20 protein-coding genes are annotated in these 23,888 nt (G+C 41.7%); 11 read left to right on the top strand and 9 right to left on the bottom strand.

The genetic code is table 11. The features are described 5' to 3' along the window. Positions 1-100 precede the first annotated feature (100 nt). The 4 genes from HKX40_RS06150 to HKX40_RS06135 all read left to right on the top strand — a co-directional run bounded on the left by HKX40_RS06150 (position 101) and on the right by HKX40_RS06135 (position 6,928). Entirely contained in the window at positions 101-1,210 is a 1,110-nt protein-coding gene (locus HKX40_RS06150) for a high-affinity branched-chain amino acid ABC transporter substrate-binding protein (protein WP_171588689.1), read from the top strand. A 471-nt stretch (positions 1,211-1,681) separates the two neighbouring features. After that, positions 1,682-2,788, top strand: coding sequence for a high-affinity branched-chain amino acid ABC transporter substrate-binding protein (locus tag HKX40_RS06145; RefSeq protein ID WP_246233604.1), 1,107 nt, complete (start codon positions 1,682-1,684; stop codon positions 2,786-2,788). 198 nt (positions 2,789-2,986) lie between these two features. Continuing rightward, complete coding sequence (locus HKX40_RS06140; RefSeq protein WP_171588687.1) at positions 2,987-4,087, top strand: high-affinity branched-chain amino acid ABC transporter substrate-binding protein; 1,101 nt, start codon at positions 2,987-2,989, stop codon at positions 4,085-4,087. 300 nt (positions 4,088-4,387) lie between these two features. Continuing rightward, on the top strand, positions 4,388-6,928 hold the full coding sequence (locus tag HKX40_RS06135; RefSeq protein WP_171588686.1) for a PepSY domain-containing protein: 2,541 nt from the start codon (positions 4,388-4,390) through the stop codon (positions 6,926-6,928). A gap of 169 nt (positions 6,929-7,097) precedes the next feature. Here HKX40_RS06135 and HKX40_RS06130 read toward each other — a convergent pair whose 3' ends face one another. The 4 genes from HKX40_RS06130 to ugpB form a co-directional block, all read right to left on the bottom strand. Next, positions 7,098-8,183, bottom strand: a complete 1,086-nt coding sequence (locus HKX40_RS06130) for a sn-glycerol-3-phosphate import ATP-binding protein UgpC (RefSeq protein ID WP_171588685.1) — start codon at positions 8,181-8,183, stop codon at positions 7,098-7,100. 9 nt (positions 8,184-8,192) lie between these two features. Further along, the gene (gene ugpE, locus HKX40_RS06125) at positions 8,193-9,038 is read right to left on the bottom strand and encodes a sn-glycerol-3-phosphate ABC transporter permease UgpE (protein ID WP_171588684.1); all 846 of its coding nucleotides are present in this window, start codon (positions 9,036-9,038) and stop codon (positions 8,193-8,195) included. Between the two features lie 14 nt (positions 9,039-9,052). Beyond that, positions 9,053-9,934 carry a sn-glycerol-3-phosphate ABC transporter permease UgpA gene (gene ugpA, locus HKX40_RS06120; protein WP_171588683.1) on the bottom strand — a complete coding sequence of 294 codons (882 nt, stop codon included), beginning with the start codon at positions 9,932-9,934 and terminating at the stop codon, positions 9,053-9,055. A gap of 73 nt (positions 9,935-10,007) precedes the next feature. After that, positions 10,008-11,315: a sn-glycerol-3-phosphate ABC transporter substrate-binding protein UgpB gene (ugpB, locus tag HKX40_RS06115; RefSeq protein WP_171588682.1), complete on the bottom strand. Its 1,308-nt coding sequence runs from the start codon at positions 11,313-11,315 to the stop codon at positions 10,008-10,010. Positions 11,316-11,535: 220 nt separating this feature from the next. On the opposite strand from ugpB, the gene proC reads away from it, so the two are divergent. The 5 genes from proC (at position 11,536) to HKX40_RS06090 (ending at position 16,195) form a co-directional block, all read left to right on the top strand. Then, on the top strand, positions 11,536-12,357 hold the full coding sequence (gene proC / locus HKX40_RS06110; RefSeq protein ID WP_171588681.1) for a pyrroline-5-carboxylate reductase: 822 nt from the start codon (positions 11,536-11,538) through the stop codon (positions 12,355-12,357). Positions 12,358-12,572: 215 nt separating this feature from the next. After that, positions 12,573-13,499 (top strand): high-affinity branched-chain amino acid ABC transporter permease LivH, encoded by a 927-nt coding sequence (gene livH / locus HKX40_RS06105; RefSeq protein WP_171588680.1) that lies wholly within the window; start codon positions 12,573-12,575, stop codon positions 13,497-13,499. Further along, positions 13,496-14,728, top strand: coding sequence for a high-affinity branched-chain amino acid ABC transporter permease LivM (locus HKX40_RS06100; protein ID WP_171588679.1), 1,233 nt, complete (start codon positions 13,496-13,498; stop codon positions 14,726-14,728). The genes livH and HKX40_RS06100 overlap by 4 nt, the downstream gene beginning before the upstream one ends. Further along, positions 14,725-15,492, top strand: coding sequence for a high-affinity branched-chain amino acid ABC transporter ATP-binding protein LivG (gene livG / locus HKX40_RS06095; protein WP_171588678.1), 768 nt, complete (start codon positions 14,725-14,727; stop codon positions 15,490-15,492). Before HKX40_RS06100 ends, livG begins: the two co-directional genes overlap by 4 nt. 1 nt (position 15,493) lies before the next feature. Continuing rightward, positions 15,494-16,195: an ATP-binding cassette domain-containing protein gene (locus HKX40_RS06090; RefSeq protein WP_171588677.1), complete on the top strand. Its 702-nt coding sequence runs from the start codon at positions 15,494-15,496 to the stop codon at positions 16,193-16,195. 145 nt (positions 16,196-16,340) lie between these two features. Here the strand turns inward: HKX40_RS06090 and HKX40_RS06085 are convergent, their stop codons facing one another. The 5 genes from HKX40_RS06085 to HKX40_RS06065 form a co-directional block, all read right to left on the bottom strand. Next, positions 16,341-17,705 (bottom strand): nucleobase:cation symporter-2 family protein, encoded by a 1,365-nt coding sequence (locus HKX40_RS06085; RefSeq protein ID WP_171588676.1) that lies wholly within the window; start codon positions 17,703-17,705, stop codon positions 16,341-16,343. 101 nt (positions 17,706-17,806) lie between these two features. Beyond that, positions 17,807-18,262 carry a T6SS immunity protein Tdi1 domain-containing protein gene (locus HKX40_RS06080; protein ID WP_171588675.1) on the bottom strand — a complete coding sequence of 152 codons (456 nt, stop codon included), beginning with the start codon at positions 18,260-18,262 and terminating at the stop codon, positions 17,807-17,809. An 8-nt stretch (positions 18,263-18,270) separates the two neighbouring features. Further along, complete coding sequence (locus tag HKX40_RS06075) at positions 18,271-18,738, bottom strand: TM2 domain-containing protein (RefSeq protein ID WP_171588674.1); 468 nt, start codon at positions 18,736-18,738, stop codon at positions 18,271-18,273. Positions 18,739-18,981: 243 nt separating this feature from the next. Next, the gene (locus HKX40_RS06070; protein ID WP_171588673.1) at positions 18,982-20,289 is read right to left on the bottom strand and encodes a D-amino acid dehydrogenase; all 1,308 of its coding nucleotides are present in this window, start codon (positions 20,287-20,289) and stop codon (positions 18,982-18,984) included. A gap of 46 nt (positions 20,290-20,335) precedes the next feature. After that, the gene (locus HKX40_RS06065; protein ID WP_171588672.1) at positions 20,336-21,121 is read right to left on the bottom strand and encodes a ferritin-like domain-containing protein; all 786 of its coding nucleotides are present in this window, start codon (positions 21,119-21,121) and stop codon (positions 20,336-20,338) included. Between the two features lie 389 nt (positions 21,122-21,510). On the opposite strand from HKX40_RS06065, the gene HKX40_RS06060 reads away from it, so the two are divergent. Beyond that, positions 21,511-23,307, top strand: coding sequence for an ABC transporter ATP-binding protein/permease (locus HKX40_RS06060; RefSeq protein ID WP_171588671.1), 1,797 nt, complete (start codon positions 21,511-21,513; stop codon positions 23,305-23,307). 137 nt (positions 23,308-23,444) lie between these two features. After that, entirely contained in the window at positions 23,445-23,873 is a 429-nt protein-coding gene (locus HKX40_RS06055; RefSeq protein WP_171588670.1) for a GNAT family N-acetyltransferase, read from the top strand. Positions 23,874-23,888 lie beyond the last annotated feature (15 nt).

The following is a 23,888-nucleotide window of genomic DNA, read 5'->3' as shown; positions in this document are numbered from 1 at the left end:
TAGTGCATTTTTTATTAGGGAAAATCATAATATAGCTCCTACTATACAAAAAAATTGAATTCAGTTATTCTTTATCGTGATAGTTTTATCAGGAGATATTATGAAGTTTCGTTTATCAGCTCTTGTAGCTTCTTTAGGCTTAGCAGTTGCAGCATCAGCAGCACACGCAGATGTGGTTAAGATTGCCTTTGTTGGTCCTACCACTGGTCCTTTGACTCAATATGGTGATATGGTTCAAGAGGGTATGAATACCGCTATTGAGAAAATCAACAGCGAAGGTGGTGTTGATGGGCACACTTTCCAATTAGTAGCAGTGGATGATGCCTGCGAACCTAAACAAGGTCCTACTTCTGCCAACTCAGTAGTAAATCAAAAAATTGGTTTTGTTGTTGGCCCAGTTTGTTCTGGTGCTACACTAGGTTCATCACCTATTTTTGATGAGCAAGGTATTGTGATGGTAACTCCATCAGCGACAGCTCCAGCAGTGACCGATGGTAAAAATTTCCACTTTATCTTCCGTACGATTGGTCGCGATGACCAACAAGGTCCAGTAGCAGCTAAATTTATCGCTTCTCAGAAAGTCAAGAAAGTTGCTATTCTTCATGACAAGCAATCTTACGGTCAGGGTGTAGCAACTTCTGTTCGTGATAACTTGAAGAAAGCAGGCATTGAACCAGTAATGTTTGAGGGTATCAATGCAGGTGAGTCTGATTACTCTTCTGTCATTACTAAACTTAAGTCTGCTGGTGTAGATTTTGTGTACTATGGTGGTTATCACCCAGAGTTAGGCTTATTGCTTCGTCAAGGCCGTGAGCAAGGCTTGAAAGCACGCTTTATGGGACCAGAAGGTGCTGGTAATGCAGAGATTAATGCGATTGCGGGCAATGCAGTAGAGGGTATGTTGGTGACATTCCCACCTGATTTCTCTACAAAACCAGGCAACGAAGGTGTAGCTAAGATGTTCAAAGACAAAGGTCGTGATCCATCTGGTGCATTCCAATTAGGTGCATATGCGGCTATTCAAGCAATCACTAGTGGTATCAAAGGTGCCAAGAGTACTGAGCCAGAAAAAGTTGCTGATTGGTTACATGCAAACAAAGTAAGCACTGTAATCGGTGACTTAAGCTGGGAGCCTTCAGGTGACTTGACTAGCTATGCATTCGATATTTTTGAATGGCATAAAGATGGTTCTAAAACCCTTGTAAAATAGTCTTCAAGACACTTGTGAAATAATCTTCATGATTGTTTGAAGAGTTTGTTTCTGTATATTCCTCGTCTATTGAACAGATAGGCGAGGAATTTTTTTTGAAAAGAAAAATACCGCAAGACCATAGCCACACAATCCTCGGTAGATGGGGGAGTGTTGAGGAGGGCACCGCAAGACAATAGCCACACAATCCTCGGTAGATGGGGGAGTGTTTGGGGAGGGCACCACAAGACAACAGCAATACAATCCTCGGTAGGTGGGGGTATTGTTTTCTTTGTAATTGATGATTGCATTAATATGGGGCAATGAGTTCATAAGACATTTTTAATATGGTGCAAATAGTTTGTATAGCGTTTTTAATATGGTGCAAGTAGCACGGAGATGGTGCTTTTTGTTGGGTAAATAACAGTCAATGTATACAAGTAGGCAAAACTTGGCTATTCTAAACCAACAGCGTGTTCTAAGGAGATGGCTATGAAAAAACGTTTGCTGACTTGGTCGATGGTATGTGGGTTATTGATTTCTACTACTGCCACTGCAGATGTCATTAAAATTGCAAGTGTAGGACCAATGACAGGTCCCTTTACTCAGTATGGCGATATGTCTCGTCAAGCAGTGTTGACGGCTATTGAACAGTATAATGCCAAAGGAGGAGTCAATGGGCATATTTTTGAATTAGTGTCTGTGGATGATGCGTGTGAACCTAAGCAAGGACCCATTGCTGCAAATTCTGTCATCAATCAAAAGATTAACTTTGTCATTGGTCCGCTATGTTCAGGAGTGACTTTGGGTGCAGCTCCAATTTTTGATGAGCAAGGAGTTGTAATGATTACTCCTGCGGCTACCTCCCCCAGTGTGACTGAGGATAGGAACTATCAATATATTTTCCGCACCATTGGGCGAGATGATCAGCAAGGTGAAGTGGCAGCAAAGTTTATCGCTCATTTAAAACCTAAAAAAATAGCCATTTTTCATGATAAGCAAACCTATGGTCAAGGTGTGGCAAATGCTACATATCAGTATTTGAAAAAATTGGGGGTAGAGGTAGCTATCTTTGAGGGTATTAATCCAGGAGAAACAGACTATTCTCCCATTATTACCAAATTAAAGTCTCTTGGTGTGGATTTTTTCTATTATGGCGGCTATCATCCAGAGCTAGGTTTGTTATTGCGACAATCTCGCGAGCAAGGATTTAACGTCCAATTTATGGGTGCAGAAGGAGCGGCAACTAGCGAGCTTAATTCTATCGCAGGAGATGCCATAGATGGTATGCTGTTTACTTTTCCGGCAGATTTTGTAAGCAAACCAGAAAATAAATCAGTCATTCAATCGTTTAAAGAAAAAGGGCGTGATCCATCAGGTCCTTTCCAATTAACCTCTTATGCCGCATTACAAGCATTGGCGACGGCGATGCAGGAGACTAAGAGTACCAATCCTACAACAGTCGCAGAATGGTTACATAGTCATCATGTGAATACTGTTGTTGGTGATTTAAGTTGGCAGCCCTCTGGGGACTTGACGACTTTTGCATTTGAGGTATTTCAATGGCACAAAGATGGGTCTAAGACAGTGGTCAAATAAGACTAAATTGTCAGCTGTTTTTCTGTTGCTTGCGATACGAGTCTAAGATGGGTGCAAATAAGATTAGGCAGTCTAGGTTATCTGATTGTGCGGTAAAACCTCACCGTTTCAGCTAGAAATACACGGCGTAGACTGTAAAGTAGTCATCATGTTAGAATGAGCAAACATGACAACATAATTTTTCTTGTAGGAGACTGTATGAAATATAAATTATCTATCTTGGCTGCTGCCATCAGTATGAGTGTTACTGCCCACGCAGATGTTGTGAAAATTGGTATTGTGGCTCCTTTCACTGGTCCCATGACGCAGTATGGTGACATGACAAAGGAAGGTGTTCTGACTGCTGTGGAAAAGATAAATGCAGAAGGGGGGATTGATGGTCATACCTTTGAAGTGGTGATGTTTGATGATGCTTGCGAACCTAAACAAGCTCCCACAGTGGCCAATTCTGTGGTAAATCAGAAAGTGCATTTTGTGGTAGGACCGTCTTGCTCTGGTGCTTCTTTAGGGGCTGATCCTATTTTTGATGAGCAAGGTGTGATTGCCGTGACGCCAAGTGCAACTTCCCCACTAGTTACTGATGGCAAGAATTACCATTTTATTTTCCGTACCATTGGTCGTGATGATCAACAAGGTCCTACAGCTGCTGAATATATAGCCAAACATAAGCCCAAGAAAATTGCTATTCTTCATGATAAGCAATCCTTTGGGCAAGGGGTTGCAGCGGCCACAAGAGATAGCCTCAAGAAGCTAGGCATTGAGGTAGTAATGTTTGAAGGGATTAATGCTGGTGAGTCTGATTATTCTTCTGTGATTACCAAGCTAAAATCTATGGGGGTTGATTTTGTGTATTTCGGCGGATACCACCCTGAGTTAGGTTTGTTGCTACGTCAATCACGTGAACAAGGATTCAAGGCACAATATATGGCAGCCGATGGGGCAGGTAACGCAGAGCTTTCTGTGATTGCTGGTCAATCTGTAGAGGGAACTTTGATTACTTATCCCCCTGATTTCTCAACTAAGCCAGAGAATAAGGAAGTGATTGAATTGTTCAAGGAAAAAAAACGCGATCCTTCAGGTACTTATCAATTAACTTCTTATGCTGCTGCTCAAGTGATTATGGAGGGTATTCGCGGAGCTAAAAGTATTCAACCTGATGAGGTTGCAGACTGGCTTCATGCTAATACGGTAAGTACGGTTATTGGTGATTTAAGCTGGCAAGAGTCTGGTGATCTCAAGCATTTTGCTTTTGATGTCGTGAGCTGGCACCCAGATGGTTCAAGAACACCTGCTAAATAATTACTGACGTTTTTATTATGCACGCCGTGAAACTTCGCTGTTTACGGCAAGACAAAAGCCTTTGCCTAACATTAGGTAGAGGCTTTTTATTCTATAAGACAACCGTTTTTTGTATCAGTTGTTGCACTGTGATTAGGTAGAGGCTTTTTGTTCTATAAGACAACCGTTTTTTGTATCAGTTGTTGCACTGTGTTTGCGTTTGTCATGACTTTTTGAGGAGAGAGTTACAATATAACGTCTCTCCTAGATTTTCTGTTTCACGCATATCGCGCAAACAAAGGGGGGAAATAGGTTGTCATCATGTTTAAAAAATGTTTATTTCAAATCCACTGGTTTTTTGGTATTACAGTGGGTTTACTTTTGTCATTGATAGGAATCACAGGTGCTATTCTTTCTTATGAAGAAGAAATACTACGTTGGATAAATAGCGATAGTTATAAGGTTCAGGCAGAAGTCTCTCCCCGACTTACACCTGCTGAGCTTTACCAACATTTCATGCAACAAAATCCTAATGCCATAATCAATAGCATTACCGTTAATACATCTCCCACCGAAGCTGCCACAGTTAATATTGTCCAAGAAGGGGCTAGGCATGGCTTAAATGTGATGGTAAATCCTTATACCGCACAGACATTGCCATCAGTCCGTGGCATGGTTTTTTTTAAATATGTAGAACTAATTCACCGTGGCTTAATTGCAGGTATGACGGGTAGGCAAGTTGTAGGTTTCTGTATGCTTATGTTAATTTTCTTTGTGTTGAGCGGCATTTACCTGCGCTGGCCAAGTAAACACTCTATTAAGCAATGGTTATTTCTTAAGCCTCAGCTGACTGGTCGTAATTTTATTTGGAACCTGCATGCTGTAGTAGGGACTTGGATGGTCGTATTTTATCTGTTATTTGCGGTGACTGGTCTTACATGGTCTTATTCTTGGTGGCGTAGCGGTTTTTATACTGTTCTTGGGGTGGAAAATGTACAGCGTAACGCCCCCAATTCATCAGTGAATACTCCCTCTTTGTCCTCAAATGATACGACTCAGTTGATGCAACAGGCATGGGATAGTTTTCATCGTCAATTAGGGAGTAATTATTCCTCTTTGACAATCAACACTCCTAAGGATACTCAGACCGTTAACATCAGTTTTTTTGATGCTATTCCGCAACATGAGCATGCTAGAAATAGTGCCACTTATCAGGTGGCAAATGATAGCTTTAATAAGATTAGCCTTTATGCCGACAAACCATTGAATCAGAAAATTGCTTCTAGCATATTGCCTGTGCATAGTGGTAGTTTTTTTGGTGGTTGGTTCCGTTTTTTAGCTATGCTTGCCTCGTTGTTGATGCCTTTGTTTTTTGTGACTGGATGGTTGCTTTATCTTAAACGCAGACAACAAAAACGCCTTACTTTACAGGCACGTACACGTTTGGGCAGTACTGTCTCTACCGATGCCGCTTGGTCAATATTTTTTGCAACACAAACAGGTACAGCCGAGCAATTGGCTTATGATACAGCACAGCAGTTTAATAAAGCAAATATCTCCTGTAGGGTTACTCCTTTGAGTGACTGTACGGTTGAGCAGCTTATCAAGCAAGAAAAGGTGTTGTTCATTGTAAGTACCTATGGTTCAGGGGATGCTCCTGATGCAGCCGCTCAGTTTGTGAAATATCAGTTGTCTCAACATCCTGATTTATCACATCTACGCTTTGCATTATTGGCTTTGGGATCACAAGACTATGCCGATACTTTCTGTGGGTTTGGGGCGAAACTTAATCAATGGCTTATTGACAGTCATGCAACGCCTTTATTTGATTGGATTAAAGTCAGTGACGGTAATTCCCAAAGTATTTTGCAGTGGTACCAGTCTTTAGCTCAGGTGCTAGGACAGGACTTATCGGTGACATTACCCACCAAGGTTTTCACTAAATGGCATATGGTTAAACGCCAATGTATCAATAAAGGTAGTCTGGGTGAGCCTGTGTACCAGCTTTATCTTCAACCTCAAGGAGCTGTTGTTAGTCAGACAGGCAATGCTTTGGTAGAGCTATCCGCAACCCCTGATGAGATGGCGGTTTCATGGCAGGCAGGGGATATTGTTGAGGTGCTTTGTGGGAATAGTGCTGAGCGACTACAACATTTTGCACAACAATATGGTTTGCCTACTAATGTGATGGCAGATTTCATATATCGTGACTTAATCCATGTCCCTATAGATTGGGATAAAAAGGCAGAGCATTTAGATTTATTGCCCACTAGAGAATACTCCATTGCCTCATTGCCTGAAGAAGGGGAAGTGCAGCTTTTGATTCGTCAAAAGCATGTTGATGGTGGTTTAGGATTAGGTTCAGGTTGGATGACACAATATGCACCGCAGGATAATGACATCTTGATGCATATTCGTAGCAACCCATCGTTCCATCTATTGAATAATGAAGCACCAGCTATTTTCATTGCTAATGGCACTGGACTTGCTGGGGTGTTAAGTTTAATTAAACAGCGCTGTTCGCAACATCAAATACAAAACTGGTTACTCTTTGGTGAACGTCAACAACAATATGATTTCTTTTGCAGTAATCAAATCCAAGCATGGCAACAACAAGGTATGTTAAGACATGTAGATTGTGCTTTTTCACGTGACCAACATACGAAAGTTTATGTTCAAGATTTGCTAATCCAACAAGCACAACGCCTACAACAATGGGTGGAACAAGGGGCGGTTATCTATGTCTGTGGTAGCTTGCAAGGTATGGCTGCTGGAGTGGATAAGGCATTGCGTCAAGTGCTAGGAGATCAGCAGTTGGAACAATTAAAAATACAGCAACGTTATAAACGCGATGTTTATTAATAAAGCCCCTAAATTATTTAGGTAGGGGCATTACTGCATAACACGTTTTAGTGCTGAATAATAAAGCCCCTAAATTATTTACCTAATATTAGGGGCTTGGTTGTTGAGACTAGGGACACTTGATTAAGGTTAAAGACAGTACCTTTAGCTTAATACTATTGGAATGAAGTTAGTCCTCAATGCGACGAGTTGTCTCTGGGTCAAACCAGTGCAATGAGAATTTAGGATTGCTACCGATTTGAATGGTATCACCAGCTTTGATAGGTTTATCATCTGTCTCATGTAAGTCTGCACGGATAACTAAATCTTGAGTGCCGAGTTTGCAGTGAATAAGTTGTTCTGAACCAAGAATCTCAACCATCTCCACTTTCACTGGGAATTGGGCAATATGTAGGCTAAGATGCTCAGGGCGAATACCTAGAATAACTTTTTTACCCTTTACGGCAGGAGCAATGTCTTGGTTATCAATGGCAAGAATTGTACCATCTTCAGCGGTAATACGACCATCTTCACTGACAGACACATTCATCAAGTTCATTGGAGGAGAACCAATAAAGCTAGCAACAAAGGTAGAAGCAGGACGCTCAAACACCTCGACAGGAGTACCAATTTGCTCTGCATAACCTTTGTTCATCACTACCATACGACCAGCTAGTGTCATAGCTTCCACTTGGTCATGGGTAACATAAAGACTTGTGGTTTTTAGGCGTTGATGTAGTTTTTGAATCTCCAGACGCATTTGCACGCGTAGTTTTGCATCCAAGTTTGATAATGGTTCATCAAATAAGAACACTTTAGGTTCTCGGACAATAGCACGACCCATAGCTACACGTTGGCGTTGACCTCCAGATAATTGGCGAGGGCGACGATCTAACAAATGATTAAGCTCTAAGATTTTCGCTGCTGCTTGTACACGGCTATCGATTTCTTCTTTGCTGAGCTTGCGGATTTTAAGCCCATAAGCCATGTTTTCATACACTGACATATGGGGGTAGAGGGCATAGTTCTGGAATACCATCGCAATATCGCGATCTGCTGGTTCCAAATCATTTACTACTTTAGCATCAATCTCAATATGCCCCTCAGTGACGGACTCAAGACCAGCCACCATACGCATTAGCGTTGACTTACCGCAGCCAGAGGGACCTACGATAACGATAAACTCTCCATCTTTGACATCTAAATCCACTCCATGAATGACTTTAACATTGCCGGGATAGACCTTTTTGACTTGTTTAAAACTTAACGTTGCCATTATAAAATCCTATTTTTCTGAGTCCACGAGACCCTTAACAAACCATTTTTGCATTAATAACACGACCAAGCCCGGTGGAAGCATGGCAAGGATAGCGGTTGCCATCACAATATTCCAACTGGTAAAGCTGTCGCCTCCGCCAATCATAGTGCGAATACCCACAACGATAGGTGTAAAGTCTTCGGTGGTTTTCATCACTAGAGGCCAGAGGTATTGGTTCCACCCATAGGTGAATTGAATCACAAAGAGGGCAGCTATACTAGTGCGTGATAGCGGAAATAAAATATCTTTGAAAAAGCGCATCGGTCCTGCTCCATCAATCCGTGCTGCCTCAATAAGCTCATCAGGCACGGTGAGGAAAAATTGACGGAAAAGGAAAGTTGCTGTTGCTGAGGCAATCAAGGGCAAGGTCAATCCTGCATAAGAGTTTACTAGACCAAGACTTGAAACAACCTCAAAGGTCGGTGAAATCCGTACTTCCACAGGTAACATGAGGGTGACGAAAATCAACCAAAAGAATGTCATGCGAAATGGGAAGCGGAAATATACGATAGCAAATGCGGATAGCATGGAAATCGTAATTTTACCGACTGAAATAATCATTGCAGTCACAAAACTTACCCATAGCATATGACCAACAGGTTGTGCATTGGCACTGCCTGTACCCATGAGGGCGTTGTGGTAGTTCTCAATCATATGAGAGCCGGGGATAAGGGACATAGGGGCATTAGCAGCTTCTTGGGCGGTTTGTGTAGACGCAACAAAAGCCATATAAAGAGGAAATGCCACTAAAATTAAACCGATAATCAGTGTAGCGTGGGCTAGTACATCTAGCCAAGGACGTCGTTCTACCATAGTTAATCTCCTGACTAGTACTGTACTTTACGGTCAATATAACGGAACTGTACAACCGTGAGTGCAATAACGATTAATAATAAAATAACCGATTGAGCCCCTGATGAGCCATAGTCAAACGACTTAAAGGCGGTTTTGTACACATTGTACACAAGGACGTTGGTTGCAGAGCCTGGACCACCTTGGGTGGTAATATCAATAATCGCAAAAGTATCAAAGAAAGCGTAAACCATATTAATCACCAACAAGAAGAAAGTGGTGGGTGATAATAATGGAAATACAATCGTCCAGAAGCGACGAGCAGGAGAAGCTCCATCAATAGCAGCAGCTTCAATTAAAGAGCGAGGAATCGCCTGCAAACCTGCTAGGAAGAATAAGAAGTTATAAGAAACTTGCTTCCAAATTGCTGCCATCACAACTAAAAAGAGGGCATTGTTTGGATTTAATTGTGGATTCCAGCTAAAACCGAGTTTGGTAATATACACAGCTACGGTACCAATAGCAGGGGAGAACATAAATGCCCATAACACACCGACAACAGCAGGAGCAACGGCATAGGGCCAAATAATCAATGTTTTATATGCAGTAGCGAATTTCACTACACGATCTGCCATGACAGCGAGTAACAACGCCACGGCAAGTCCAATACCTGCCACCAATACAGCGAAAATAATAGTTACCCAGAAAGAGTCATAGTAGTTAGGGTCGGAAAATAAGCGAGTATAGTTCTCAAATCCGACAAATTCAGCATCTCCACCAAAAGCGCTTTCAATGAAAAAGGACTGCCAAATCGCTTGACCAGCAGGCCAGAAGAAAAAGACTAAGGTGATGGCGAGTTGAGGGGCTAATAGTAGGTACGGGAGTACCTTATGCGTGAAGACAACACGTTTTTCCATACATCAAATACTCATAAATAATTACTGCGGGAGGGAATCCCGCAGTATTATATAACAAACAATAAAAAGTAAATTATTTATTGCTGTTTTCAAAACGTGTTAGTAATTCATTAGCACGTTTGTTCATCTCTTCTAAACCTTCTTTAACAGATTCTTTTTGAGAGAAGATTTTTTCCATTTCGCCTTCTTGGATGTCACGGATTTGTGGTAAGAAGCCGAGACGAACACCACGAGAAGCATCTGTGGTTGCTACATTAAGTTGTAGGAAAGGAATATCAGTACCTGGATTCTTGTCATAGAAACCAGCTGCTTTAGTGGCCTCATAAGCACTTTTTACGACTGGAACATAACCAGTGTCTTGGTGCCATTTAGCAGCTACATCTGTGCTAGATAAATAGTGGAAGAAAGCGGTCACACCTTTGTATACTTCAGGAGACTTCTTGCTAAATACCCATAAAGAGGCACCACCAATCACACTGTTTTGAGGCTCTTTTACCAAGTCGCTATTGTAAGGTAGGCGACCAATACCGAATTCAAACTTCGCTGTTTTCATAAAGCCACCGCGTGAACCACTGGAACCGGTGAACATTGCGCAGTTACCAGATGAGAATTGGGCATTACCTGCATCAGCACGACCAGCATAGGTGAAAGTACCTTCTTTAGCCATCTCGTTGAGCAATTCAAAATGCTTAACAAAGCCGTCTTGCAATAGGTTAATGCGTGCATCTAAACCATCAAAGCCATTATTTTTAGAGGCATAAGGGATATTGTGTAATGCACCAAAGTTCTCTACTAATACCCATGATGGCCAAGAAGTGGTATAGCCACATTGAACACCAGCTGCTTTAAGTTTTTTCGCTGCTTCACGGATTTCTTGGTAAGTTTTAGGTGGGTTGTTGACATCTAGCCCTGCTTTTTTGAACAAATCTTTGTTGTAGTAGAAAACAGGGGTAGAGCTATTAAAAGGCATAGAAGCTAACTTACCGTTGGGCTCTGAATAGTAGCCTGCAATACCAGGGACAAATTTAGATGGATCAATAGGATTACCTACTTCTTCACTCATTTGTTGAATAGGTTTGATAGCACCTTTTGAGAACATCATTGTTGCAGTACCTACTTCAAATACTTGAATGATGTCAGGAGCCTTACCTGCACGATAAGCAGCAATACCAGCATTCATTGACTCACCATAGTTACCTTTGTAAGTAGCGGTTACTTTGTAGTCAGATTGGCTTTTATTAAAATCAGCAACGATTTCATTGAGGCGTTCGCCCAATGTGCCTTCCATAGAGTGCCAGATAGAGATGTCAGTCACCGCGTAGGCGTTGCTAGTGGCAGCTAATAAGGCAGCAAGAGATAAAGCTTTGGGAATAAATTTCATTGTATTGTCTCTCCATAAAGGAACGCTGGAAAATCAGCGAAAAAACGCTACTGATATGTAGCAATGCACATAATATTACTCGTTTGTGACAAACGTGTGAAGCAAAAGAAGAATCTTTTTAAACTTAGGCACTATGTTAAACTTACTCTTTGGGTTTTGTCAGCTTAATGAAAGTTTCTAGTGGGAAACCCTAGGATTTCTCTATGAAAAAAGGAGTGCAATGATGAGTAAGTCATTTGATGTGGCTTTTATAGGTGGTGGTAATATGGCACAGGCCATGGGGCGTGGTATTGTTACCACAAAAGGAGAGCAAACATCTTTATATGTGATTGATCATAATCAGAGTAAAGCCGATTTATGGGCAGCGATGGGAGCGACAACTTCATTAGAGGTAAGCGAGACATTAAGTCATTGCAAAACTTGGGTATTAGCAGTTAAACCACAGAATCTGAAAGAGGTTTGCCTATCTATTAAGCCGTTTTTGACCAAAAATACGCTTATTATCAGTGTGGCAGCTGGAATTAATGTGACTTCACTGGGACGTTGGTTAGAACATGACTTAATTATCCGTGCAATGCCCAATACTCCTTGCTTAGTAGGGATGGGGGCAACAGGTCTTTTTGCAACCCCAGCAGTGAGTGAAGAGAGTGTTCTTTATGCTGAAAATTTATTACGTTGTATGGGGTTGGTTATTCGTGTAAACGAAGAGTTTTTGATTGATGCAGTGTGTGCATTGTCAGGTAGTGGTCCTGCCTATGTTTACCTGTTTATCGAGGCACTTATTGCTGGCGGGGTGAAATTGGGGTTGACTGAAGAGCAAGCCAAACAGTTGGCTGTAGCCACGGTTGCTGGTGGGGCCAAGATGGTTGAAAGCACAGGAGAGTCTCCGGCCCAGTTACGTGCTAATGTTTCTTCCAAGGGAGGAACCACTTTACGGGCATTAAGTGTCTTTCAAGAACATCATTTAGAGGATATTGTGGCACAAGCTATGGCAGCAGCAGCAGCACGTTCTGCAGAGATGGCAAAAGAACTTGGCACTTAATCATGGCGGGCAGAATATGCTCTGGTATTGCCCATATTCGTAGTTATACGGATAGTATTCTTTTAAAAACGCACTACAATAGTGCAGTTTTGATGAGGCAGTTGGTATCCTAGCGTAAAACCTAATAGAATCTAGCTGTCTGGGCCGATAAAATAGGCAAGGTTTAAATCTCTGTTGAAATAGAGGCTTTATTAGTTTTACTTCGGGGAGTAGGAATGGAAACATTTTTACCACAATTTCTTCAGCAACTATTTAACGGTCTCTCGTTGGGGGCCATTTATGCGCTGATTGCGATTGGTTACACCATGGTGTATGGCATCATCGGCATGATTAACTTTGCCCATGGTGAGATTTATATGATTGGAGCTTATGTGGGGCTAGTGACATTAACCTCACTAGGCGTAGGTGGGAGTATTCCCGTACCTGTACTCATTATGAGTATGTTGGTGATTGCTGCTGTGGTGACCGGCTGCTATGGCTATGCTGTCGAACGTGTGGCTTATCGTCCTCTGCGTAATAGCCCTCGTTTGGTATCATTGATTTCAGCGATTGGTATGTCCATCTTCCTACAAAACTGGGTGGCATTAGGTCAAGGGGCAAAAGATACTGCTGTACCTAATATTCTTCCAGGGGCTTTTCATATTGATATTTCTGAACATTTTTCATTGACAATTACCTATGCTCGTCTGTTGATTATTGTCGTGGTGTTCGTGTTGATGGTGGCCTTGACTTTCTATATTAAGAACTCACGTATGGGGCGTGCCTCACGTGCCTGCTCACAAGATATGCAGATGGCTAATTTGCTTGGTATTGATACGAACAAGGTTATTTCTTTCACTTTTGTTCTCGGTGCGGTGTTGGCAGCTATCGGCGGGGTGTTGATTGCTATCACCATTGGTAAATTGAATCCGTTCATTGGCTTTATTGCAGGTATAAAGGCATTTACTGCTGCGGTATTGGGGGGTATTGGTAGTATTCCTGGTGCGATTTTGGGCGGTGTCTTACTAGGGATTGCAGAAACATTGGCAGCGGCTTATATCTCTTCTGAGTACAAGGATATTGTGGCCTTTGGTCTCTTAGTGTTGATTTTATTATTTAGGCCAAGTGGTTTATTAGGTAAGCCGGAGGTTGAAAAAGTATGATGAACAATCTAAAAAATGCTTTTTTTAGTACGGCGATGACTGCTATTATGGCAACGCCAATCTTTGGTCTTACTTTGACTCGCCAAGGTATTTCTAGTGTTGTTGAACCCAATTTATCGGTAGTGGCTTGGGGTTGCTTGGTTGTATTCTTATTCCAACTGATTGTCGCCCCATTATTCCGTCGCAGCAGTGTGGGTAGTCGTTTTAAATTGCCAGAGATTCCTGCACTCAGTCAGAAGAAGACGAATCTTCTGATTTTCGCGGTGGTGGTTATTTGCGTGATTTGGCCATTTTTCGGTAATCGTGTTGCTGTGGATATTGCAACACTGGTACTCATCTATGTGATGTTGGGTTTAGGTCTTAACATCGTAGTGGGGTTTGCGGGTTTACTTGACTTGGGCTTTGTAGGTTTCTATGCCGTGGGTGCATACACTTATGCTTTACTATATCACTGGGCAGGGTGGACTTTTTGGGAAGCCTTACCGCTATCAGGTGCAATGGCAGCACTGTTTGGTTTCATGCTTGGGTTCCCTGTATTGCGTTTGCGTGGTGACTATCTAGCCATTGTGACACTCGGGTTTGGTGAGATTATCCGTTTATTACTGATTAACTTAACTGAGTGGACAGGTGGCCCTGATGGGATTTCTAGTATCCCTAAACCAAGTTTATTTGGTTATGTGATGGCACGTCGTGCACCAGCAGGTGAAGAAACTTTCCACCAAATGATGGGCTGGAAATTTGACAATATGGACGTTGTCATTTACCTCTATCTCATGGCTTTGGTGCTTGCAGTTGTGACTTTATTACTTTCTAATCGTCTAGTGCGTATGCCTATCGGTCGTGCTTGGGAAGCATTGCGTGAAGATGAAATCGCTTGCCGTTCACTTGGTCTTAATCCGACAAAGATTAAACTATCCGCATTTACGCTTGGTGCGATGTGTGCAGGTTTTGGTGGAGCTTTCTTTGCTGCACGTCAAGGTCTAGTGAATCCAGAGTCTTTCACCTTTATCGAATCTGCATTGATTCTTGCGATTGTGGTACTAGGTGGTATGGGTTCTCAACTTGGGGTGATTTTTGCCGCTATTTTATTGACTGTATTACCTGAGTTGGCACGTGAATTTGCGGAATACCGTATGTTAATTTTTGGTTTAGTTATGGTTGTCATGATGATGTGGCGTCCTCAGGGCTTGCTTCCTATTAAACGTCCTCACGTGGAGATTTCGTCATGAGTAAAGAAGTAGTATTATCCGTACGTGATCTTGTGATGCGTTTCGGTGGTCTTGTTGCAGTGGACCAAGTCGCTTTTGATGTTCATAAAAACGAGATTTTTTCAATCATCGGTCCTAATGGAGCAGGCAAGACCACAGTATTTAACTGCGTGAGTGGGTTTTATTCTCCTTCAGAGGGAAATATCTCTTTGTTTGGAGAGAATATTACTGGCAAGCCTAGTCATGTTGTGGCTAAACATGGCTTGGTGCGTACTTTCCAAAACGTACGTCTTTTTAAGAACTTAACGGCGTTAGAAAACTTACTTGTGGCTCAGCATAATCGTTTGAGTGCCAGCTTTTTATCAGGCTTATTAAGTTTGCCTAGCTATAAGCGTAGTGAGAAACAGGCTCTTGATAATGCTGTGAAATGGCTTGATTTTATGGGACTGCGTGATATGGCTAACCGTGAAGCAGGTAATCTGGCTTATGGTCACCAACGTCGCCTAGAGATTGCCCGTTGTATGATTACCCAGCCTAAGTTATTGCTTCTTGATGAGCCAGCAGCAGGTCTTAATCCACAAGAGAAGAAAGACCTGGCTCGTATGATTGACCAGTTACGCCGTGAGTTCGATATTTCTGTCTTGTTGATTGAGCATGATATGAGCTTGATTATGGATATTTCTGATCGCATCATGGTGATGGAGATGGGTAAACCGCTCGTCACTGGTTTACCAGATGAGGTTCGCAATGATCCTCAAGTGATTAAGGCTTATTTGGGAGAATAGCGTGCTAAAGTTAGAAAATGTGAGTGCACATTATGGCGCTATTCAAGCGCTGCACAATGTTAGTATTGAAGTAAACAAGGGTGAGATTGTCACACTTATTGGTGCCAATGGGGCAGGCAAGACAACTTTACTTAAGACTGTTTGTGGTAATCCTCGTGCTTCTGAGGGTAAGATTACTTTATTTGGTCGTGATATTACCAATGATGAGACGCATATGATTATGCGTAGTGGAGTATCTATCTCTCCAGAGGGGCGTCGTGTATTTCCTGCGCTGACCGTCGTTGAAAATCTCAAGATGGGCGGTTTCTTTTTAAATGACCAAGAAACAGAAGAGGGGATTGAACATGCATTTACACTATTCCCTCGTCTTAAAGAGCGTGCGAATCAGCGTGCAGGAACAATGTCTGGTGGTGAGCAACAGATGCTAGCTATCGGGCGTGCCTTGATGAGTCGTCCACAGCTGATTTTGCTAGATGAGCCAACTTTAGGACTAGCCCCACTGATTATTGCTCAAATTTTTGAGATTATTCAGACGATTCGTGAGGGAGGTGTGACAGTGTTCTTGGTAGAGCAAAATGCTAACAAGGCACTCCAGGTTGCCGACCGTGGATATGTATTAGAGACTGGACGTGTTGTATTGCAGGATACAGGGGCTAACTTATTAGTCAATGATGCAGTGAGAAAGGCATACTTGGGACATTAAAAAGCTCTTTGAAGATTTATCTTAAGTAAAGGATGCGGCACCTAAAAGTGTCGCACCGCTAGAGAAAGGAGCTGCTTTACCAATCCGCTGTAGCAAACAAAATGCGGCACCTAAAAGTGCCGCACCACTAGAGAAAGAAGCTGCTTTACAAATCCACTTCAGTAAACATCTTCTTCTCATCATCACGAGGCAGGATAATATTCAACACGACTGCCACAATACCACCCATACAAATTGGATTTTGAAAAAGAATTGGTAATTGCTCAAACACACTAGGTTCAAATGCTACGCCAAGACCTAAACCCACAGAAGTGGCACAAATAATCGCTTCACGACGATTGATACCATTGGTCATAATGATACGCACACCAGCAATAGCAATCAGTCCAAACATCAATACCATTGCACCACCTAGCACAGGACTAGGGATTGTCGTAAAGAAACGGCCTACAATAGGGAATAGACCAAGGACGACTAAAATCACAGCGATATATTTACCAACATGACGGGAAGCAACCCCAGTCATTTGGATAACACCATTGTTTTGTGCAAAAGTAGTGAGTGGCAAAGAGCCTAATGCAGTAGCAATCACAGAAACCAGACCATCTGCCATCACACCACCACGTAGACGAGAAGTATATTCTTCACCCTCAATAGGGCGGTTAGATACCATAGAGGTTGCTGTTAAGTCGCCGACGGCTTCAAACACGCTAAGCAAGAAAATTGTACCTGCTAGGATAAATGCATGCCAGTCAAAGTTAAAACCGTATTTGAAAGGCACAGGTACAGTAATAATAGGAAGATTTTGCAAGGGACTAAAATCCACAATGCCGAGAAATAGCGATACGATATAGCCCACAATCAAGCCTACAGCAATACCGCTCATACGCAATAAAGGATTTTTAAAGCAGTTAAAAAGCAATACAATAATCAATACTAGACTAGCTAAACCAAGGTTTTGCATGGAGCCAAAGGTACCGTTGCTTTTGGCAGCAAAACCGCCCCCAAAATCAGTAATCCCCACATGAATAAGGCTTAAACCAATCATCATTACAACCACACCACTGACAGTGGGTGTGATAATGCGTTTAAGATAAGGGAGTACCCATGCCGCCCCCATTACAAGAAAAGCGCCGACAAAAGATACCCCTAGTAAAGTAGAAATCACCAAATCTTCTGTTAACCCCTCTTTCTGCATGCCAAGGCCAAGCGTAATCATTACTGTCACAAAAGAGAAGTTGACTGATTGGATAGATAACAATCCAGAACCTATTATTCCCCAGCGATTTACTTGTAAGAAAGTTCCTACCCCAGAGGCTACCATTGCCATAGAAACAAGGTAAGCAGTAATGTCATTAGAAAGATTCAATGCTCCACCTACGATAAGGGCTGGAGTAACCATAGGGACAAAAATCGCTAATAAATGGGTTAATGCACTTAAAAATGCACTAAAAAAAGGAGGTTTATCTTCCAGTTTATAAACCAAATCAGAAGATTGTGAGGGTTGCATGGTTAGACTTTCCTATGAAGAGAGATAATAATAAAAAAACCTATATCTATTGATATAGGGTTGTCTTTAAAAAATTTAGAGAAAGAGGATAGTCCAATCGACTACTCCTCATCATCCATTTCTTGGGCGAGCTGGTCAATTTCTAACCACAGTCTACCCATATCGTCGAAGTGCTGAAGGACATCAAAAAGTTCTAAATTATCGCTACTGACTTCACCACCAAGCACAGGTGGTTTTTTAAAGCTATATACCGTATTTTCTGGCATAGCAAGGTGAATAACAGGTGCTAGTAATTCTAGTGAGAAATAGTCAATCACAAACTCACGATCGTTTAGTAATTCTCTAAAGTCATTAACGGAATCTGCAATGGATTCTAGCTCGCCATCTAATGTATCAAGGAAAAAAATCTCCCCTGTACTAGGTTCAATTAAAAAAGCATCGCCAAGTTTGGTAATCATCACCACTTGAAGCCGTGGTTCAAAAAGCCATGACCAGTTTTGAAGTAAACGTTTGCTGTCGATATGTTCGCTGGGGATAGTTAAATCTTGAATTTCCATCTTATTTCTCACAAAGGATAATGGGTACGGAACTCGGCATCATCCATGGCTAAAAAGCGTACGGCATCAATAAAACTCAGCAATACACTGAGTGGAGCAAAAACAGCACTGATTAAGATATATACAATACCCTTGCCATATTGACCAAGATAAAAACGATGTGCCCCTAACCAGCCAAGGAAAATCGCTAATACTACCGCAAACTTACGACGGTTTGTTGGGCTGTTAAGCTCATCACCATGGCGTTTAAAAATCCATAAAGAGGCAATCGCAGTAATAACAAGGGCAAGTAATAGTTTATAAGGATTATTCACTACAAAATCGGCGACATGGGTGTAGAACATACGCCAGTAATCTAGGAAAAAGCCCAATGCATCTTCTAAGAATGAGAGCAGGGAGCTTAGTAATCCCTCCCCAAACATGAGGGCAATAAGTACCGCAATAAAAATTACGACGGGGACAATAACTTTTTGCATAAAATACCTCTACGGCAATACAAATTATTCTATATAAATGTCATTGGACAAAAGGACCAATAAGCTATTTTTATATATCGACTACTTTGTTTAGTAGGCAATAATAAATCAACAGTTTTTAATCGACTACCTTATTTAGTAGGCGATAATAAATTCACCGCTTTTATTATTGTAGATGATTTAGTCGATGTTGATGACCATCTACTCATTTTAGTAATGACTAAGTAAGGTAAAACAGCACCTTTACCATGCTTTTGCTACCGCCAAATTAAATAGCGGTGCTAAAACATGAGATTTATTTTCCAACTTGTCAGCTAGTAGTTCTGCGCTGCCAGCTGCCAAAGTAAAACCCAAGGCCCCATGTCCAATATTGATATATAAATTTTCTAATGGAGTTTTATCAATAATAGGCTTGCCTAGTGGAGTAGCAGGGCGTAAACCAGTCCATTGTTGGGCTTTACGATAATCACCAGCTTGTGCAAAAACAGCTTGCGCCTCGGCAATAAGGGCATTAATACGATGCTGATCTATGCGGTAATCAAGTCCTACCAAATCAGCCATGCCTGCCAGACGTAGACGTTTACCTAAACGAGCATAAACCACTTTACGTTCAAAGTCAGTAATACTAACATGAGGAGCCATACTCTCATTTTCAATATCAAGGGTAAGGCTATATCCTTTTAGTGGAGCGACAGGTACTTGAATATCCAAACTAGCCAATATATTGCGACTTTCTACACCTAGACAAACAATAATCGCATCGGCGGAAAGCGTATTAGGCAAAGCTCCTACCGTTGAAGCATGAGCTGTTGTAGTTGGTGAAGTACACACTTTGACACTGACACGGTTATCGACATGGCGTTTGAACCCTGTGACTTGAGTATTCAATAAGAATTTCACTCCATGCTGCATCAGGTATTGCTTAAAAGCCAAGGTAACTTTATAGGCATCTGCGGCTTCTTCGCTTTCTGTGTAGATACCTCCAACTAACTGAGATGCAATAGGAGCTAGAGCAGGTTCTTTTTCGATACATTCTGTCGCTGAAAGTGCTTGTTGAGGCATTCCTCCAAGTCGTTGCTGTACTTCAAGTTGACGGACGGCACTTTCCATAGAATGGGCGGTACGATGGACGACTAATTTACCTGCACGACTAAAATCAATATTGCAAAAAGTCTGATTTTTAAATATTTCGTGGTATAAATCACGGCTTAAATAAGCAAGCCTTAATAATTCCGCAGTGGTTTGTTCACTACGGTGGGCATTACAGGCTTTAAGGAAACGCAACTGCCAACCAATATCACTAGGTTTTAGACTGGGTCTAAAGCGTAAAGGAGAATCTGGATTGAGTAACCATTTAGGTACTTTTTCAATCACGCCAGGACCTGCAAGTGGGGCTACATAGCTATAGGAGAGTTGGGCACCATTGGCAAAGGTTGCACCATGACCAACCTCATCATGCTGATCAATAATAGTCACTTCGTATCCTCTATTCGCCAAGGTATAAGCGGTTGCTAAACCTACAATACCAGCTCCGAGAATAATAGCTTGCATTTTTTTATCTCCTAAAATTTACGGTATTGTGCTATAGGCACGATGGTTAACCTGCTTGTAACCAATCAATTTCTTCCTGTGAAAAGCCTGCTTTCATGCGGTCTGCGACATTAAAAGGACCACGTGGTTTTGAAGTACCATAACTGACTAGTAAGTGAGCATAGTGTTTGACAGGGTCTAATTGATGTTGCTGGCAGAGGTACTTATACCAACGATTACCAATCTCAACATGACCTACCTCATCACGCAGAATAATGGACAAAATCTCAACCGCTTTGTTATCACCTATTTGAGTAAATTTCTCTTGCATGCCAGGATTAACATCCAGCCCTCTGGCTTCTAAAGTTCGAGGCACCAAGGCAAGACGAGCAATTAAATCCTCAGTGGTTTTTTCAGACATATCCCATAGCCCACTATGCGCTACAAAATCACCATAGTCATAGCCCATGCTTTGTAAGTGAGTGCGTACTAGCCCAAAGTGGTAGCATTCTTCTTTTGCCACACGTAGCCAATCTGTGTAAAACTGTTCAGGCATATTGGGAAAGCGCCAGATAATATCTAAAGCTAGGTTAATGGCGTTAAATTCAATATGAGCAATGGCGTGGAGTAAGGCTGCACGTCCTTGTTCTGAGCCTACTGCGCGAACTTTAACTGTACGAGGATCAACTAATTCTGGCTTGTCTGGTCTGCCAGGTAAAGCTGTGGTGTTGGTGATTGATTGAGAGGGGTCAAGAGGACAATTCTCTAGAGAAATCGCATTGGTAGCATTAATCTTGTCTTCAATAACAGTTTGTTGTAAAGCAAACAGGGCTTGTTCCCGAAAATTCATCATAAATCGTAAAGCGAAACAGCAGCTTATAGCAAAAACGATAAGCTGTTCTAAATAAATTATGGCGGCTAATGTTGAACAGTGTAGCAACGCTATATCTAGCTATTGTACAAAAAGCAATTACAGCTGTCAGAGAATAAGGAAGTTTAAAGCGTAAAATGGCAGTTTTGTAGGAGACAATGCAAATAATTAAACAACTCACATATGATGAGTGTATTGTCAGTACGTAATGTGATGTGACAGATTCCATGTCGTAAGATATTGTTTTAAGATTGCTTGCTATATAATACGTTAGCCTAGAGGCACTAGCACCGAATACACAGAGAGTAGGTGGTTTTGTATCGGTTTAATATCCACAAAGCTACCTACCTTATTTTTTGGAAGATATTACGATGAATTGGTCACAAGAATTAATGGATAGCGCTTGGTGGATAGGGCGAGCTTTTTTAATTTCGTCAGTTTTTTTAGTTGTTACTGGCTTTATCCTTATTAAAACCACCCGTTGGGCATCACAATTCTGGTCTCTTGCTGGACATTATTTTAATCCTAAAAAGAAACCATTAACGATAGTGACCTTTGTCATTATTCTATTATTGAGTTTAGCTGGGGTGAGGATTAATGTGTTGTTCTCCAACTGGTACAACACCATGTATACTGCTTTACAAAAGCTAGATGCCAATGCCTTTTGGATTCAAATGGGTGTGTTTGCTGTATTGGCAACCATTCATGTGAGTCGTATCCTGTTAGCTTATTATTTGCAACAGCGGTTTGAAATTAAATGGCGTGAGACTATGAATGAAGAGATGCTCTCACGTTGGCTAGATAAAAAGAGTTATTACCGCTCATACTACCTTAAAAGTCCGATTGATAACCCTGATCAACGTATTCAACAAGATGTTATCCAGTTTGCCCAGCTATCACTAGAATTGACATTGGGGGTGATTTCTTCTCTCGTATCTGCTGTGGCATTTACCTTGATTTTATGGAACTTATCAGGCGATTTACCAATTTTTGGAGTGGTAATTCCACGTGGTATGGTATTTATGCTGTTTATTTATGTACTGATTACTACGTTCTTGGCGTTCCGTATTGGTCGACCCTTGATTCAATTAAACTTTTTAAATGAGCGATTAAATGCGAACTATCGTTATTCGCTTATCCGTGTGCGTGAGTATGCGGAGAGTATTGCTTTCTATGCGGGTGAGAAAATTGAAAGCAATCGCCTCACTCGACGTTTTAAGGAAGTGATTGAAAACATGTGGGGAATTGTTCATCGGAGCCTGAAATTTCAAGGATTTAACTTAATTGTGTCACAGACTGCCTTAGTGTTTCCTTTTATTATCCAAGCTCCTCGTTTTTTTGCTGGTAAATTGGAGCTAGGGGGGATGGTACAAACGGCACAAGCATTTAGTAATTTGTTGGATAATTTGTCTTTTTTCCGTACTGCTTACGATAGTTTTGCTCAATATCGTGCGGTATTAGACCGTTTGACTGGTTTTCATCATAATATTGATGAGGCAGATAATTTACCGTTACCTAATGTGCGAGCGAATGGTGGTGAATTAAGTTTAAATAAAGTGAGTATTTCCACACCTGCAGGTCGTGAGCTAGTGAAAGAAGTCTCTTTTCGTCTCAATGCAGGAGATGCTTTATTAATTCAAGGTCCCTCAGGTTCAGGAAAAACCACTTTGTTAAGAACGATTGCTGGATTGTGGCCTTATAGTCAAGGTGAAGTTGTTCGTCCTGACAAAGAAGTGTTGTTTCTGTCACAGAAACCCTATCTTCCAGAGGGGCGTCTTATTGATGCATTGTACTATCCTGATGTGCCACCGCCTGATGCCCTAGAGCAGGCTAAACATGTGATGGATAAAGTGCATTTGGCTCATTTGGCAGGACGCCTTAGCGAAGTATTGAATTGGACTCATATGCTGTCTGTGGGAGAGCAACAACGCGTGGCCTTTGCACGTATTCTCTTAACCAAGCCTAAAGTCGTATTTATGGACGAAGCAACAGCGGCAATGGATGAGGGGTTAGAGTTTGCAATGTATAAGCTATTGCGTGAAACTTATCCATCTATGCGAATAGTGAGTGTGGGACATCGTAGCACATTGTTGGTACATCACACTCATGTATTGCAAATTCATCCAGAGGGCGGCTGGACCTTACAAGAAACCCCACACCAAGGATAATGATTGAAGCATTGCCTGAAATAATCCTAAACGTCTTACTGATTATTAAGTAAAGAAGAATGGCTTAAAAGTATCAGTAGCAAGATGCAGGTCAATCAAAATACATTAGTGGAGATAAATAGGCCGAGGAAAGAATAATGGATAATGGTTTACGATTAGTTGTTGGTGACTGGATAACCCTTGAAAAACCTGCAACAAAGGTTCGTTTTGAAGTATTTGTTGATGAGCAGCAATTTCCTGCTGAAATGGAGATAGATGAGTTTGATGCCGTATCGCTGCATGCAGTTGCCTTTGATGCAGCCGGTGAAGCTGTTGCGACAGGGCGTTTACTCCCTGATGGGCATATCGGTCGTATGGCCGTAGTGAAATCTGCTCGAGGAACAGGAGTAGGGGGTATGGTGCTACAAGCCCTAATCGATGCGGGTCAGCAGCATGGTTTTAAAGAATTGGTGTTATCTGCCCAGACCCATGCTTTAGGATTTTATGGACGCTATGGCTTTGTGGCAGAGGGGGATATTTACCTAGATTCAGGAGTCGATCATCAAACCATGAGGCTGGTATTGTAAACCTTGGGTGCAATC

Origin of the sequence: Pelistega europaea, from assembly GCF_013133775.1 — a bacterium.
Lineage (GTDB): Bacteria > Pseudomonadota > Gammaproteobacteria > Burkholderiales > Burkholderiaceae_B > Taylorella > Taylorella europaea.
Note: the sequence above shows the minus strand (reverse complement) of the source record. Positions and strands in the feature narration are given on the sequence as shown.